The following is a 15218-nucleotide window of genomic DNA, read 5'->3' on the forward strand; positions in this document are numbered from 1 at the left end:
CTCGGGAGTCAGACAGTGAGTGCTAAGATCCATTGTCAAGAGGGAAACAGCCCAGATCATCAGCTAAGGTCCCCAAGTGTGTGTTAAGTGGGAAAGGATGTGGAGTTGCAAAGACAACCAGGATGTTGGCTTAGAAGCAGCCACCATTTAAAGAGTGCGTAATAGCTCACTGGTCGAGTGACTCTGCGCCGAAAATGTAACGGGGCTAAACACACCACCGAAGCTATGACATGTACCGAATGGTACTTGGGTAGGGGAGCGTTGAATATAGGTTGAAGGTATACCGTAAGGAGTGCTGGACTGTATTCAAGTGAGAATGCCGGTATGAGTAACGAAAAGACAAGTGAGAATCTTGTCCGCCGAAAGCCTAAGGGTTCCTGAGGAAGGCTCGTCCACTCAGGGTAAGTCGGGACCTAACGCGAGGCCGAAAGGCGTAGTGGAAGGACAACAGGTTCAAATTCCTGTACCACCGTAAACCGTTATGAGCAATGGGATGACGCAGAAGGGCAGTGACGCGGACTGATGGAATAGTCCGTCCAAGCAGTGAGGCTGATGAGTAGGCAAATCCGCTCATCGTAAGGCTGGGCTGTGATGGGGAGCGAAAATTACAGTAGCGAAGGTCATGTACTCCGGCTGCCGAGAAAAGTCTCTAGCCAGGTGAAGGTGCCCGTACCGCAAACCGACACAGGTAGGCGAGCAGAGCATGCTAAGGCGCGCGGAAGAACTCTCGTTAAGGAACTCGGCAAAATGACCCCGTAACTTCGGGAGAAGGGGTACCTCGGTAGGGTGAATAGCCCGAGGGGGTCGCAGTGAAAAGGCCCAAGCGACTGTTTAGCAAAAACACAGGTCTGTGCGAAGCCGTAAGGCGAAGTATACGGGCTGACGCCTGCCCGGTGCTGGAAGGTTAAGGGGAGCGGTTAGGGGTAACCCGAAGCTGTGAACCGAAGCCCCAGTAAACGGCGGCCGTAACTATAACGGTCCTAAGGTAGCGAAATTCCTTGTCAGGTAAATTCTGACCCGCACGAATGGCGTAACGACTTGGGCGCTGTCTCAACGAGAGATCCGGTGAAATTTTAATACCTGTGAAGATGCAGGTTACCCGCGACAAGACGGAAAGACCCCATGGAGCTTTACTGTAACTTGATATTGAACTTTGGTACGATCTGTACAGGATAGGTGGGAGCCATTGAAGCATGAGCGCCAGCTTGTGTGGAGGCGACGTTGGGATACCACCCTGATCGTATCGGAGTTCTAACCTAGGACCATGAAACTGGTTCGGGGACCGTGTCAGGTGGACAGTTTGACTGGGGCGGTCGCCTCCTAAAATGTAACGGAGGCGCCCAAAGGTTCCCTCAGAATGGTTGGAAATCATTCGGAGAGTGCAAAGGCATAAGGGAGCTTGACTGCGAGACCTACAAGTCGAGCAGGGACGAAAGTCGGGCTTAGTGATCCGGTGGTACCGAATGGAAGGGCCATCGCTCAACGGATAAAAGCTACCCTGGGGATAACAGGCTTATCTCCCCCAAGAGTCCACATCGACGGGGAGGTTTGGCACCTCGATGTCGGCTCATCGCATCCTGGGGCTGAAGTAGGTCCCAAGGGTTGGGCTGTTCGCCCATTAAAGCGGTACGCGAGCTGGGTTCAGAACGTCGTGAGACAGTTCGGTCCCTATCTGTCGCGGGCGCAGGAAATTTGAGAGGAGCTGTCCTTAGTACGAGAGGACCGGGATGGACGTACCGCTGGTGTACCAGTTGTTCCGCCAGGAGCACCGCTGGGTAGCCAAGTACGGACGGGATAAGCGCTGAAAGCATCTAAGCGCGAAGCCCCCCTCAAGATGAGATTTCCCAATTAGTAAGACCCCTTGAAGACGACGAGGTTGATAGGTTCGGGGTGGAAGCGCAGCAATGCGTGCAGCTGACGAATACTAATCGGTCGAGGGCTTATCCTAACAACACGCTAAAGTTTCAGACTTGTCTTTCGCATCCAGTTTTCAGGGTAGCAATACCCGTTCTATCCGTTTGGTGGCGATGGCGGAGGGGAACCACGCGTTCCCATCCCGAACACGACCGTTAAGCCCTCCAGCGCCGATGGTACTTGGACCGCAGGGTCCTGGGAGAGTAGGACGTCGCCAAGCACGAGAAGCCTGCCGCAATCATTGCGGCAGGTTTTTTGTTGTCCTGTAAACTGATACATAATCTTATAGCGAAAATGCTGTGCACAACTTATCTACAGCCGTGGATGAGGGGCATAGTATTTTTTTGTGGAAAGAATAAGTCTGTATTCGCACGGTTGTTCACATGTGCGTAAGTTTAATTAGCTTTATATGAACATAATGTAAACACGAGTTATGCACATTCGTTCACTTTTTATGCACAGCCTGTTTATAAATAGGGCCGATCTATGCTGGTCGGGTATAAATAGTGCTTTTTCGCATCATGCTAAGTAGTAGCCTTGTGTATAAATGCTTGTGGATGAATAGTCAGAAAATTAAGATTCCATCTCTTGACCTTTCTTAAATTTTGCGTATAATAAAGTTAAAGTCAAAGAAAGTCAAAGTCAGTTGGAGCTGCATATGAATGAGCGTAAGCTTGTGCTCCATGCAGTACCAGGGAGGTTGGTGATATGCGAAACATTTCCGATCTCATTGAACAGTATTTGAAGAATATGCTGCAGGAAAGCACGGAAGGCTCGGTAGAAATACAGCGCAATGAGCTGGCTGAGAAGTTCTCGTGCGTCCCTTCCCAGATTAATTACGTTATAAGTACACGTTTTACGCTGGAGAAGGGTTACATGGTTGAATCGAAGCGTGGAGGCGGAGGTTATGTCCGGATTCAACGGGTAGAGCTGCCAGCCTTGCAGACGATTCAATTTCATATTCGGCAGACGATTGGAGATTGCGTGGAGCAGAGCGTGGCGGAAGGGCTGATTTATCAGCTTGAAGAAGCGCTGTTGGTGACGAAGCGCGAAGCACAGCTGCTGCGGGCAGCAATTGATCGGGAAACGATTGCCGTCAAGCTCCCGCTGCGTGATGAGGTAAGGGCCCGTTTGCTAAGAGCGATGCTTATATCGCTTCTGGTTAAATAACTTTACCGTGCGTAAGTGCATGGAAAGGGGTGATTTGTCTTGATTTGTCAGGAATGCGGCAAGAAGCCGGCAACGCTTCATTTTACGAAGATTGTCGGCGGAGAGAAGACAGAGTTTCACATTTGTGAAGCTTGTGCGCGTGAACGGGGTGAAGGCATTCCAGGAACGGCAAATGGCTTCTCTATCCACAGCTTGCTGTCGGGTCTGCTTGATTTTGACCCATCTGGAACATCGGGTTCAGCAGGGACGAAGCCTTGCCCGGTCATACGCTGTGACGAATGCGGCTTCACTTATGCACAGTTCAGCAAGATCGGACGCTTTGGCTGCAGCGCCTGCTATAAACATTTTTCAGATAAGTTAGATCCGCTGCTTAAAAGGGTACATGGTAGTACGGTGCATACGGGGAAAATTCCGAAACGCTCCGGAGGGCAATTGCAAAATAAACGAGAACTTGATCAGCTCAGACGCGAGTTGTATGATCGTATTGAGCAAGAAGAATTTGAAAGTGCGGCTCAAATCAGGGATCGTATTCGTGAGCTTGAGCGTAAAATAGCAGAGCTGTAAGTCGTGAAGTAAGGAGGATACCTCTTGAAGAGTCGTCGTTTTTCAGAGCAAGCGTTAAGCGATTGGATGAAAGGGGATGGTCCCGAGTCAGATATCGTCATCAGCAGCCGTATACGCATCGCCAGAAATTTAAACCATCATCCGTTTCCGTTGCTTGCTACGAAGGAGCAGTCGCTTGAGGTTATGGAGCAGTTGGCTGCGATCGGGGCATCTGGAAAGCTTGAGCCTATCGGCCATTTTGATACGATCGTGTTATCCGATCTTACGGAGCTGGAGAAGCGTGTATTGGTCGAAAAGCATTTGATCAGCCCTAATCTGGCTAATGAATCTCGAGGCGGAGCCTTCATCCTCAGCGATAATGAATCGGTGAGCATTATGATTAATGAAGAAGACCATCTGCGAATTCAATGCCTGTATCCGGGTTTTCAAATTCAGGAGGCTTGGACGCTGGCGAATCGGATCGATGATATTTTTGAGGCAGAGACCGAATACGCTTTTGATGAGAAACGCGGTTATTTAACGACATGCCCAACCAACGTTGGAACAGGCATTCGCGTATCCATTATGGTGCATTTGCCGGCACTCGTGCTATCATCGCAAATCAATCGGATTTTGCAGGCGGTCACGCAGGTAGGACTCGCGGTTCGCGGATTGTATGGGGAAGGCAGCGAAGCGCTGGGCAATGTGTTTCAAATCTCGAACCAAATTACACTCGGGCAATCGGAGTCGGAAATTATTGACAACTTGTACAGCGTAGCCAGACAAATTATTGAGCATGAGAAAGCAGCTCGAATACGGCTTCTTGCTGAGTCTAAGCTGCGCATTGAAGATAGAGTAAAGCGGTCCTATGGGATTTTATCCTATGCGGCTATTATGGATACGAAGGAAGCAGCACAGCGGCTTTCAGATGTAAGGTTGGGCGTTGATTTGGGATTGCTGGATAATATAACGCCTCAAGTCATGAATGAATTAATGATTATGACACAGCCTGGCTTCTTGCAGCAAGTATTTAAGGAAACGATGAATGCAGAGCAGCGGGATTATCGCCGGGCAGAACTTATTCGCAAGCAGTTGCGAAGTCAAATGGAACATGGGGGTGCGTAACGATGATGTTCGGAAGATTTACGGAACGGGCACAGAAGGTGCTTGCATTGGCGCAGGAAGAAGCGGTTCGTCTTGGACATAACAATATTGGCACAGAGCATATTTTACTTGGACTGATTCGTGAAGGGGAAGGCATTGCTGCGAAAGCGCTGATTGGACTTGGCCTGGGCCTAGAGAAAATCCAGGATGAGGTTGAAGCTTTAATCGGAAGAGGCCAGGAGCAGCCGACGAATATTGCCTATACGCCACGCGCGAAAAAGGTCATTGAGCTCTCTATGGATGAAGCGAGAAAGTTGGGCCATACGTATGTAGGTACGGAGCATATTTTGCTCGGACTCATTCGTGAAGGAGAAGGGGTTGCAGCCCGCGTGCTGAACAATCTCGGCATCAGCTTGAATAAAGCACGCCAGCAAGTGCTGCAGTTGCTTGGCAGCAGCGAAGCAATCTCCAGCAACCATGGCGCTCCATCTAATGTGAGCACGCCAACGTTGGACGGACTTGCCCGCGATTTGACCTCCTTCGCTAAGGAAGGCAATCTCGATCCGGTTATTGGCCGCAGTAAAGAAATCGAGCGCGTTATTCAGGTGCTTAGCCGCCGGACGAAAAACAATCCGGTTCTCATCGGGGAACCCGGCGTTGGTAAAACGGCGATCGCTGAAGGACTGGCGCAAAAAATCATTGCAAACGAAATTCCAGAAACGCTGCGCGACAAACGCGTAATGACGCTCGATATGGGCTCTGTCGTAGCTGGTACGAAATACCGCGGTGAGTTTGAGGACCGCTTGAAAAAAATTATGGATGAAATCCGCCAAGCCGGCAATATCATCCTCTTCATCGATGAGCTGCATACGCTGATCGGTGCAGGCGGGGCTGAGGGCGCGATTGATGCTTCGAATATTTTGAAACCGGCACTAGCACGGGGCGAGTTGCAATGTATCGGTGCGACTACGCTGGATGAATACCGCAAATACATCGAGAAGGATGCTGCGCTGGAGCGCCGTTTCCAACCGATTACGGTAGATCAGCCTTCTCCGGAAGAAGCGGTACAAATTTTGTACGGCCTGCGCGATCGTTATGAAGCCCATCACCGGGTGAAAATTACGGATGAAGCGATTGTTCAAGCGGTTAAGCTGTCCGACCGCTACATTACGGATCGTTTCCTGCCGGATAAAGCGATTGACTTAATTGATGAAGCGGGCTCGAAAGTTCGCCTCAATTCGTATACGATTCCGCCGAACCTCAAGCAGCTGGAGAACCGTCTGGAGGATATCCGCAAGGAGAAAGACTCCGCTGTTCAAAGCCAGGAGTTTGAGAAAGCGGCTGCGCTTCGCGATACCGAGCAGAAGATGCGTGAAGAGCTCGATATTACGAAAAACCAATGGAAAGAAAAACAAGGACGCACCGATTCCGAAGTGACACCTGAGGATATTGCACAGGTAGTAGCAAGCTGGACCGGCATTCCGGTAAGCAAGTTGGCAGAGGAAGAAACCGAGCGTCTGCTGAAAATGGAATCCATTCTTCACGGTCGTGTCATTGGCCAAGAAGAAGCAGTCAAAGCGGTATCGCGCGCTATGCGCCGTGCTCGTGCTGGACTGAAGGATCCGAAGCGTCCGATGGGTTCATTTATTTTCCTCGGTCCAACTGGTGTAGGTAAAACCGAGCTTGCCCGTGCGCTTGCAGAAGCGATGTTCGGCGATGAAAATGCGATTATCCGCATCGATATGTCGGAATATATGGAGAAGCATTCGACTTCCCGTCTCGTTGGAGCTCCTCCGGGATATGTTGGTTATGAGGAAGGCGGTCAATTGACCGAGAAAGTACGCCGTAAGCCATATTCGGTTGTATTGCTCGATGAGATTGAGAAAGCCCATCCAGAAGTATTCAACATTTTGCTGCAAGTGCTGGAAGATGGCCGTCTGACTGACTCTAAAGGCCGTGTAGTCGATTTCCGCAATACGCTGATCATTATGACGTCGAACGTGGGCGCGGATCAAATTAAACGGAATTCTTCGCTGGGCTTCACAGCTGTTCATGACGCTGGCCGTGACTTCATTCAAATGAAGGATAAAGTAATGGCTGAGCTCAAAAAGAGCTTCCGTCCGGAGTTCCTGAACCGGATTGACGAAACGATCGTGTTCCACTCGCTGGAGCAAGAGCATATCGCCGAAATCGTCACTTTAATGTCCGACGATTTGCGCAAACGCCTGCGTGAGCAAGATGTAGACTTCTTGCTGACCGATACAGCGAAGGCGTTCCTCGCGAAAGAAGGCTTCGATCCGCAGTATGGTGCTCGTCCATTGCGCCGTGCGATTCAGAAGCATATCGAAGACCGATTGTCCGAGGAATTGCTCGTTGGCAACATTCAAAAAGGCGACCGCTTCACGATTGATGAGAAGGATGGGGCGTTGACAGTAACGAAATCGGAGCCGCTTGATTTGGAGAAAGCGTCCGAAGAGCCGGCAGCTAAGTCATAATAAAAGTGAGGATGCTGCACAGCTGATTACAGGTTATCCGCACATCCGTCGAGCCAGCTTTATGCAGCTCGGCACAAAAATAGAAAGCTTCCAGAACCCGTGATCTTGACGGATTCTGGAAGCTTTTTTTATGCCTTACACAGACAATCCCCATTCATTTTTATTTGACAATGAGAATCATTATCGTGTATCTTATAAGAGTAGACATTACTTTGAACATACACTCTTTCATATACAAAGACGAAGACCGGAACAGATGACGGAAGGCGGTAATAAGGATGGGTTTGCATGCTGCCAGAATAACGGCTGAAGAGGCGTCATATTTATCAAATGAATATATTAAGCAGTTCGTTAGAGCTGCGCACATGGATTTTGACAAGGTAAAGCAAATGCTGAGTGAAGAGCCCGAGCTGCTGCACGCTTCCTGTGATTGGGGCGATGGCGATTGGGAAAATGCGCTAGGCGCAGCCGCCCATGTCGGGCGCAGGGATATTGCGCTGTACTTGCTGGAGCGTGGTGCAAGGCTGGATCTTTTTGCTGCTGCGATGTTAGGCAAGCTGGAAGTAGTTCATGCGATTTTAAGTGACGATCCTGCAGCGAAGGATGCCATTGGCCCGCATGGAATTCCACTCATCGTTCACGCCAAGATGGGTGGCGAGGAATCGCGCTTGGTTTATGCTTATTTGGAAAGCCTTCAGGCTTGATAGGAGGAGTAACAACATGATCGTGGTCACGAACACCATTAAAGTGAAGAAAGGGCACGGGGAAGCCGTTGCCGAGCGGTTCCAGCATACGAAGGGAATTGAGCTTTCTCCCGGCTTTATCCGGATGGAAGTGCTACTTATGGAAAACTTGGTGGACTATGATGAGCTGAGAGTCGGCACAACATGGGAAAATAAAGCGTCGTTTGAAGGCTGGGTCAACAGCGACTCCTTCCGTCAGGCACATGCGCATCGTCAAACGAAAGCAGGGGAAGGCTGCAAAAGTCAGCAAAATGAAGTCATTATGCTGGGCTCCCAGCTTTCAACGCACCGGGTTATTGTGGCGCGGCAAGCGGCTATCCAGGCTTAAACGATAGCGTGTATAGGTTATCTTTTTCAGAAAGTTCCCTTCTTCCTCTTGTGGATGACAGGGAACTTTCTTGCTGTATAAGGAAGAAAGGGTTTATACAATCCACATTAAATGGTAAACTTTTAATGATAGTGTTTTTAGTAAAAGGAGCCGGACATGGCAAAAATAAAAACGAAATTCGTATGCAATGAATGTGGAACAGAGTCGCCTAAGTGGATGGGCAAATGCCCAGGGTGCCAGTCATGGAATTCCATGATTGAAGAGAAGGAAACCGTTGTCAAGACGCAGGGAGTCGGTTTGCGTGTTGCGCAAACGAAAGAAAAGCCACAGTCGATCATACATATAGAGAGCGGGAAGGAACCGCGCATTGAAACGAGCTTGAAGGAGCTGAACCGCGTACTTGGCGGGGGCGTTGTGCCGGGCTCCCTTTTGCTGGTAGGGGGCGACCCCGGTATCGGAAAATCCACGCTGCTGCTGCAAACCTCGCATGCACTGGCAACGAAGGGATTGAAGGTTCTCTATATTTCAGGTGAGGAATCGGTGCGGCAAACAAGACTAAGAGCGGATCGGCTTGGTGCGCTGACGGAGTCCTTGTATGTGCTTTGCGAAACGAACATGGATCATATTAACGAGGCGATTGAATCGGTGGACCCCGATTTTCTCGTTATTGACTCCATCCAGACGGTTTATGATCCGGGTGTGCAATCAGCGCCGGGCAGCGTATCCCAGGTTCGGGAATGCACCGCGCATTTCATGCGAGTCGCCAAAATCAAAGGGATTGCAACGGTGCTGGTCGGACATGTGACGAAGGAAGGCGCCATCGCCGGACCGCGGATGCTGGAGCATATGGTCGATTGCGTATTGTATTTTGAAGGTGAGCGCCATCATACCTACAGGCTGCTGCGCGCGGTTAAAAACCGGTTTGGGTCGACGAATGAGATCGGAATTTTTGAAATGGGCGAGGAAGGCTTGCGTGAGGTGCTGAATCCTTCTGAGCTGTTTTTATCAGAGCGCCCGCTTGGCGTAGCAGGTTCTATTGTTGTAGCAAGCATGGAAGGAACACGTCCTGTATTGGTGGAATTGCAGGCGCTGGTGGCAACGACGAATTTCCCTTCGCCGCGCCGCATGACGGCCGGGCTTGACCATCATCGGATGGCGCTGATCATTGCAGTGCTTGAGAAGCGCAACGGGATGTTTCTTCAGACGCAGGATGCTTATCTAAATGTCGCGGGCGGCATTAAGCTCGATGAGCCAGCCGTTGATTTAGCAGCAGCGGTATGTCTCGCTTCGAGCTTTCGGGATGCGCCAACGAGACCTTACGATGTTGTGTTCGGGGAAGTTGGATTGACGGGCGAGGTACGTGCTGTCTCGCGGGCTGAGCAGCGGGTAAAGGAAGCCGAGAAACTGGGCTTCAAACGAGTTATTATGCCGGAGAAAAGCCTGAAGGGCTGGAAGCCGCCGGCATCCATTGAGATTATTGGTGTAAACACCGTAGCGGAAGCGCTCTCGGCAGCACTAGGATAGGGGGAAGATGATGAAGGAACAGAGCCAGCTAGAAACGATGAACCAGCTTTTGCAGCTAGTCGCGCCCGGTACCCCGTTCCGTGACGGCTTAGAGAACGTGCTGCGGGCGAAGACTGGAGCATTAATCGTTGTCGGATACAGTCCTGAGGTAATGGAAGTTGTAGATGGGGGTTTCTCCATCAACTGCGATTTCTCGCCCAACTATTTGTATGAGCTTGCGAAGATGGATGGCGCAATTATTTTGAGCGAGGATATGCGGCGGATTTTGTATGCCAACACGCAGCTTATTCCGAACAGCTCCATTCCGTCGATTGAGACGGGAATCCGCCACCGTACCGCGGAGCGGGTTGGCAAGCAGACGGGCAAGCTCGTCGTATCCATATCGCAGCGCCGCAATATTATTACGCTGTATCAAGGCAATTTGCGGTATGCGCTCAAGGAAATGGGCAACATTTTGACAAAAGCGAATCAGGCGATTCAGACGCTGGAAAAATATAAGGCGGTGCTGGGCCAATCGTTCAAAAATTTGTCTGTGCTTGAGTTCGAAGAGCTGGTCACCTTGCAAGAGGTTGCCCATGTCGTGCAGCGGGTAGAGATGGTGCTGCGAGTCAAAATGGAAATCAAGCGTTATGTGACCGAGCTGGGAACGGAAGGACGCCTCATTGCGATGCAACTGGAAGAGCTGGTCGACGGTGTAGATGAGGATGCTTGGTATTTGCTTAAGGATTATGCGAAAGATAATTCAGATGAGAAAATCCGGGAAATCCGGCTGGCGATGAAAAAACTGAGCTCGGATGAGCTGCTGGACGCATCGCCGATTATCCGGCTTCTTGGCTACCCGCATACCGGTTCCATGGCAGAAGAAGCTATTTCGCCGCGAGGCTTCCGCTTGTTGAACAAAATCCCGCGTTTGCCGCTCATTATTATGAATAATTTGATTGAGCGCTTCGCCAGACTGCCGCATATTATGATGGCGACCATCGGCGAATTGGATGATGTTGACGGAATTGGGGAAGTTCGGGCGCGGGCGATCAAGGAAGGTTTGAAACGGATTCAGGATCAAATGTTCATTGACAGGCAAATCTAAATCCCATACAATTGATGGAATGTGAACGGCCCGATCATCATACATTAGTATTTGGTCTTAGGGCATAGTAGAGAAGAGGTGGAACAGATGATTATAAAGTCAATACCGAGCCTTTTCACGGTGGGGAATTTGTTTCTTGGCGTAATCGCCATTATTATGGTGTTTAATGAGAAACCTGAAATTGCAGCGATGATGGTTATTATTGCAATGCTGCTGGATGGCGTAGATGGCAGAGTGGCACGTGCGCTTAATGCACAGAGCGAATTCGGCAAGGAGCTCGATTCGTTATCCGACGTCATTTCCTTCGGAGTCGCTCCAGCGTTCATTATGTATGTCGTCGCTTTTCAGGATTTAAATACAGCAGTGGCTTGGATTATTACCGCGTTATTTCCGATTTGCGGAGCTTTGCGCCTGGCGAGATTTAATGTCGTAACGAAGACGCCGAGCGGTTATTTCATCGGACTGCCGATTCCAGCAGCTGGTGGTGTTTTGGCAACGCTGGCTCTTTTCAAAAATGATATTTCGGTTATTGTGCTGTTAATCAGCACGCTCGTTCTTTCCATTCTTATGGTGAGTACGGTTCGTTACCCGAACTTCAAGAAAATTGGCATTCCGAAGAGTGCGATTTGGGTTGTGCCGATTATCGTCGTGTTTTCTCTTGTAATCGGTATTTGGTTCAATCAATATTTGTCGAAGCTGATTTTCATCCCGCTTTTGCTGTATGCGCTGTGGGGCTTAAAAAAAAACGTTGATCGGCGCATTAAGCCGCGCAGACGTAAAAACAAGCATGCGGAACTGAGCGAAGAGCAGGTGCAGTCGGAGACGATTGCCTAATATGCAGCGCTGCTAGCGTAGAAGCATTTTTCACAAGTAAACAAGAAACATCAAAAAAGCTGTAAACCATGTAAACGTGGTTTGCAGCTTTTTTTGTTGAAATGGCTTTGCCGCCAGAGGACGGCGACAGTCGGTTACACTTGTGCATCTTGCACCATTATGTTGAGGTAGCAATGGCTTTGCAGGCATTCGCTTTACGTTAAATTAAATAGGCCGAGCGTTGAGCATTTGTCATACTCATCGGCGATGACTTCGTCCAGCTGGATATCCAGCAGATTGCACATCGCGGTCATGTAGAACAGATTGCGTCCGAGGTCGGCCTTAAGCACATCGCGGCAGTGCTCGCACAGCTCGCCAGAAAGGTGGCTTTGCAGCGTTTCTTTCGCGTTGGTAAGATTCGGCTCATCGGAATAATGCTGCTTGCGGGCAGCAAGCTCAATGCAGCCGCAGTCGGTCACGGCTTTCGTTACCGCACGATTGACGGACGTTCCAGCCTGCCCAAACTTTGACATCACATCTAGCAGGCTCCGATGCCTTAGCAGTAACTCGGATACTTGCTGTTGAAATTGATCCAATGTTGGTGCGCTCATCGGTTACACCTCTTTCATCAACTTTAGCAACTTCTGATCTTGTTTCCATTATAAGCTTACTTGGTCCGCATTTCAAAATGAAAAATCATTTACCTTTGACGGTTAGAGTGTTCCCAATTGGAACATAATTGTAATGGAGGTGGATGAATATGGTAAGACGTATCATTCAATTAATTGGAATAATGTTAGGTGCAATGGCAGGACGCGAGCTTCACAGCATGACCAGTTTATCGGGATTATGGGCTGAGCCATCTATTGGGATGCTTGAGCATTCCGGCACTTATTACATGAATGTCGGAATCGGCGCATTGTGCGGGGTCATTCTCGCGACCTTGGCAGCAAATCCGCTCATTCGTTTAATGCAGCGTGGTGCGGAGCAGACTTCGGCTATGCCGGTCAAGGATCTGCTTGCTAGTGCAGCAGGATTGTTCGTAGGGCTGCTGCTGTCGGTGCTGTTGTACCCGGCGGTGTCGGACATTGGAGGCATAGGTGTTATGCTGCCGGCCATTATGGCGCTGCTCTTCGGCTATCTGGGCGTGCGCATTGCTTGGAACAAGCGGGATGAGCTGACGGAAAAGCTGATTGAGCTGTGGAACCAGCGCAAAGCGGCTCCTGCTATCGATGAGACGAGCGGGTTCGAGGAGCATAAGATTTTGGATACGAGCGTCATTATTGATGGGCGGATCGCCGACATTTGCAAAACCGGCTTTATTGAGGGAACGCTGGTCATTCCTGAATTTGTGCTGGAGGAGCTGCAGCATATTGCCGATTCTTCGGACTTGCTCAAGCGCAACCGCGGCCGCCGGGGGCTGGACATTTTAAACAAAATCCAGAAAGAGCTTGATGTGCGCGTGCTTATCTATGAAGGAGATTTCGAGGAAATCAGCGAGGTGGACAGCAAGCTGGTGAAGCTGGCGAAGGCGCTGCATGGCAAAGTGGTAACGAATGATTTTAACCTGAATAAGGTGTGCGAGCTGCAAGGCGTATCTGTGCTCAACATTAACGATTTGGCGAATGCGGTGAAGCCAGTTGTGCTGCCGGGCGAAGAAATTATTGTGCAGGTCATTAAGGACGGCAAGGAGCATGGACAGGGTGTCGCTTATCTCGACGATGGCACGATGATCGTAGTAGAAGGCGGACGCGAATATATCGGCACAACGATGGAAGTGCTTGTAACGAGCGTGCTGCAAACATCTGCGGGACGGATGATTTTCGCAAAGCCGAAGCTGTTGGAAAAAGCACAGTAAAAAAGGTATGATAGAGGGGATACAATACCGGCACACAGATTTGAGGGGAATAGGGCATGGGGGCAAAATGGGGAGTTGTCGTCGTCGCGGCCGGACGCGGTTCGCGAATGGGGACAAAAGAAAGCAAGCAGTACCTGGAAATGCAGGGCAAGCCGATCATTGTACATACGCTTGAGCTGTTTGCTTCGCTTGATAACCTTGCTGAAATTATCGTCGTTGTCGGCGCTGATGATGTGGGGCGCGTGGGAGAGCTGGTCAAGCGCTTTGGCATTGCCAAGGTGAAGGCAGTTGTTGCAGGCGGCAGCGAAAGGCAGCACTCGGTGTACAGCGGCATTCAGGCGCTTTCGCCTGCGATAGAGTGGGTCATGGTGCATGATGGCGTGCGGCCGCTTGTGACGGCAGCTGCGGTCGGCGCCTGCTGCTCTGTGGCGGAGCGTGAAGGAGCGGCTGTGCTGGCAGTACCAGTGAAGGATACGATTAAACAGGTGGGCGATAACGGCTTGATCGTATCGACGCCTGACCGCCGAAGCTTGTGGGCGATTCAAACGCCGCAGGCTTTTCGTCGTGAACTGCTTGTGCGTGCGCATGAGCTGGCCCATGCAGAGGGTTTTCTGGGGACGGACGACGCGATGGTTGTCGAGCGAATGGGCGCACCGGTTGCCGTAGCGGAAGGCGATTATACAAATATAAAAATTACGACGCCTGAAGACTTGCCATGGGCGGAGTTTTTGCTCGCAAAGCGGGAGAGAGGGGAACGCTGACTATGATTCGTGTAGGACAAGGCTTTGACGTTCATCAATTGGTAGAAGGCAGGCCGTGCATTATCGGCGGTGTAACCATTCCATATGAAAAAGGGCTGCTAGGGCATTCCGATGCCGACGTGCTGCTGCATGCGATTACCGATGCGATTTTGGGCGCATTGGCGCTGGGCGATATCGGGAAGCATTTTCCCGATACGGACCCTGAGTTCAAGGATGCGGACAGCTTGAAGCTGCTTGTAAATATTTGGGGACTCGTCAAGGAGCGCGGCTATAAGCTGGGCAACATTGACTCGACCATTATTGCACAGCGTCCCAAGATGCTGCCCTTTATTCCGCAAATGGCGGAAATTATCGCAGGCGCCTTGGAGGCAGATGTGTCCCAGGTGAATGTGAAGGCGACGACGACGGAGCAGCTCGGCTTCACCGGACGAGGCGAAGGAATTGCGGCGCAATCCGTTGTTTGCCTGATTAAAGATGTGATATAATCGCAATAATTTTTTAGTGCTGGGATGGGAAAAAGACTTCTTCACGCTCTTGGTTTATCTAGGGTGTGTATGCAAACCAGAATCCGGATACTCATGCACAGGTAGCTTTGCTGCCAGAGGCTGGCGACAGCCGTTACGCTTGAAATATAGGAAAGCATATGATTTCGCCATACTTTCACTATATTTCTCGGCATGAAACGCGCCACGCCGCAAAATGACAGCGAAAGCCGTTTCACCTTGAGGACTGAAGTTCCGCTATTCTGGCTTTTGAGAGGATTTGAGGTCTTGGGCGGACAGGAAATCCGTTATGCCCTTGATTTTCCTGTCAAAATAACGATCGGAAGCACATTAGCGTACTCTGAGTCCGCGTCCTCTGCCATATCCCGTGTTTCG

The 15218-nt window shown here is 50.4% G+C and carries 13 protein-coding genes and 2 rRNA genes (1 of these 15 only partly in view); 14 read left to right on the forward strand and 1 reads right to left on the reverse strand.

The window, feature by feature from the left end:
• From BBD42_RS11520 to pssA, 11 genes are all read left to right on the forward strand, one after another.
• Window positions 1-1948: ribosomal RNA gene (locus tag BBD42_RS11520) — 23S ribosomal RNA — on the forward strand (it extends 985 nt beyond the left edge of the window).
• A gap of 69 nt (window positions 1949-2017) precedes the next feature.
• A 5S ribosomal RNA gene (gene rrf / locus BBD42_RS11525) occupies window positions 2018-2134 on the forward strand.
• A 488-nt stretch (window positions 2135-2622) separates the two neighbouring features.
• Window positions 2623-3084: a CtsR family transcriptional regulator gene (locus BBD42_RS11530; RefSeq protein ID WP_056035708.1), complete on the forward strand. Its 462-nt coding sequence runs from the start codon at window positions 2623-2625 to the stop codon at window positions 3082-3084.
• Window positions 3085-3123: 39 nt separating this feature from the next.
• Window positions 3124-3648 carry a protein-arginine kinase activator protein McsA gene (gene mcsA / locus BBD42_RS11535; RefSeq protein ID WP_046234191.1) on the forward strand — a complete coding sequence of 175 codons (525 nt, stop codon included), beginning with the start codon at window positions 3124-3126 and terminating at the stop codon, window positions 3646-3648.
• A gap of 24 nt (window positions 3649-3672) precedes the next feature.
• Window positions 3673-4752, forward strand: a complete 1080-nt coding sequence (mcsB, locus tag BBD42_RS11540; RefSeq protein ID WP_099518279.1) for a protein-arginine kinase McsB — start codon at window positions 3673-3675, stop codon at window positions 4750-4752.
• Window positions 4753-4754: 2 nt separating this feature from the next.
• On the forward strand, window positions 4755-7226 hold the full coding sequence (gene clpC / locus BBD42_RS11545; RefSeq protein ID WP_056035710.1) for an ATP-dependent protease ATP-binding subunit ClpC: 2472 nt from the start codon (window positions 4755-4757) through the stop codon (window positions 7224-7226).
• A 278-nt stretch (window positions 7227-7504) separates the two neighbouring features.
• The gene (locus BBD42_RS11550) at window positions 7505-7930 is read left to right on the forward strand and encodes a hypothetical protein (RefSeq protein WP_099518280.1); all 426 of its coding nucleotides are present in this window, start codon (window positions 7505-7507) and stop codon (window positions 7928-7930) included.
• Window positions 7931-7946: 16 nt separating this feature from the next.
• Complete coding sequence (locus BBD42_RS11555) at window positions 7947-8297, forward strand: antibiotic biosynthesis monooxygenase (protein ID WP_056035716.1); 351 nt, start codon at window positions 7947-7949, stop codon at window positions 8295-8297.
• Window positions 8298-8453: 156 nt separating this feature from the next.
• The gene (radA, locus tag BBD42_RS11560; protein ID WP_046234195.1) at window positions 8454-9821 is read left to right on the forward strand and encodes a DNA repair protein RadA; all 1368 of its coding nucleotides are present in this window, start codon (window positions 8454-8456) and stop codon (window positions 9819-9821) included.
• Between the two features lie 10 nt (window positions 9822-9831).
• Entirely contained in the window at window positions 9832-10908 is a 1077-nt protein-coding gene (disA, locus tag BBD42_RS11565; RefSeq protein WP_056035719.1) for a DNA integrity scanning diadenylate cyclase DisA, read from the forward strand.
• 87 nt (window positions 10909-10995) lie between these two features.
• Entirely contained in the window at window positions 10996-11742 is a 747-nt protein-coding gene (gene pssA, locus BBD42_RS11570) for a CDP-diacylglycerol--serine O-phosphatidyltransferase (protein ID WP_099518281.1), read from the forward strand.
• A gap of 194 nt (window positions 11743-11936) precedes the next feature.
• Here pssA and BBD42_RS11575 read toward each other — a convergent pair whose 3' ends face one another.
• A complete protein-coding gene (locus BBD42_RS11575; RefSeq protein WP_099518282.1) occupies window positions 11937-12332 on the reverse strand; it encodes a DUF1573 domain-containing protein in 396 nt (131 codons plus the stop codon).
• A 149-nt stretch (window positions 12333-12481) separates the two neighbouring features.
• Between BBD42_RS11575 and BBD42_RS11580 the strand changes: the two genes are divergently transcribed.
• The 3 genes from BBD42_RS11580 to ispF are packed head-to-tail and all read left to right on the forward strand — an operon-like array spanning window position 12482 to window position 14825.
• Window positions 12482-13579 carry a PIN/TRAM domain-containing protein gene (locus BBD42_RS11580; protein WP_099518283.1) on the forward strand — a complete coding sequence of 366 codons (1098 nt, stop codon included), beginning with the start codon at window positions 12482-12484 and terminating at the stop codon, window positions 13577-13579.
• A gap of 56 nt (window positions 13580-13635) precedes the next feature.
• Entirely contained in the window at window positions 13636-14340 is a 705-nt protein-coding gene (gene ispD, locus BBD42_RS11585; protein ID WP_099518284.1) for a 2-C-methyl-D-erythritol 4-phosphate cytidylyltransferase, read from the forward strand.
• A 2-nt stretch (window positions 14341-14342) separates the two neighbouring features.
• Window positions 14343-14825, forward strand: coding sequence for a 2-C-methyl-D-erythritol 2,4-cyclodiphosphate synthase (gene ispF, locus BBD42_RS11590; RefSeq protein WP_099518285.1), 483 nt, complete (start codon window positions 14343-14345; stop codon window positions 14823-14825).
• Window positions 14826-15218 lie beyond the last annotated feature (393 nt).

The organism is Paenibacillus sp. BIHB 4019 (assembly GCF_002741035.1).
Classification (GTDB): Bacteria; Bacillota; Bacilli; order Paenibacillales; family Paenibacillaceae; genus Pristimantibacillus.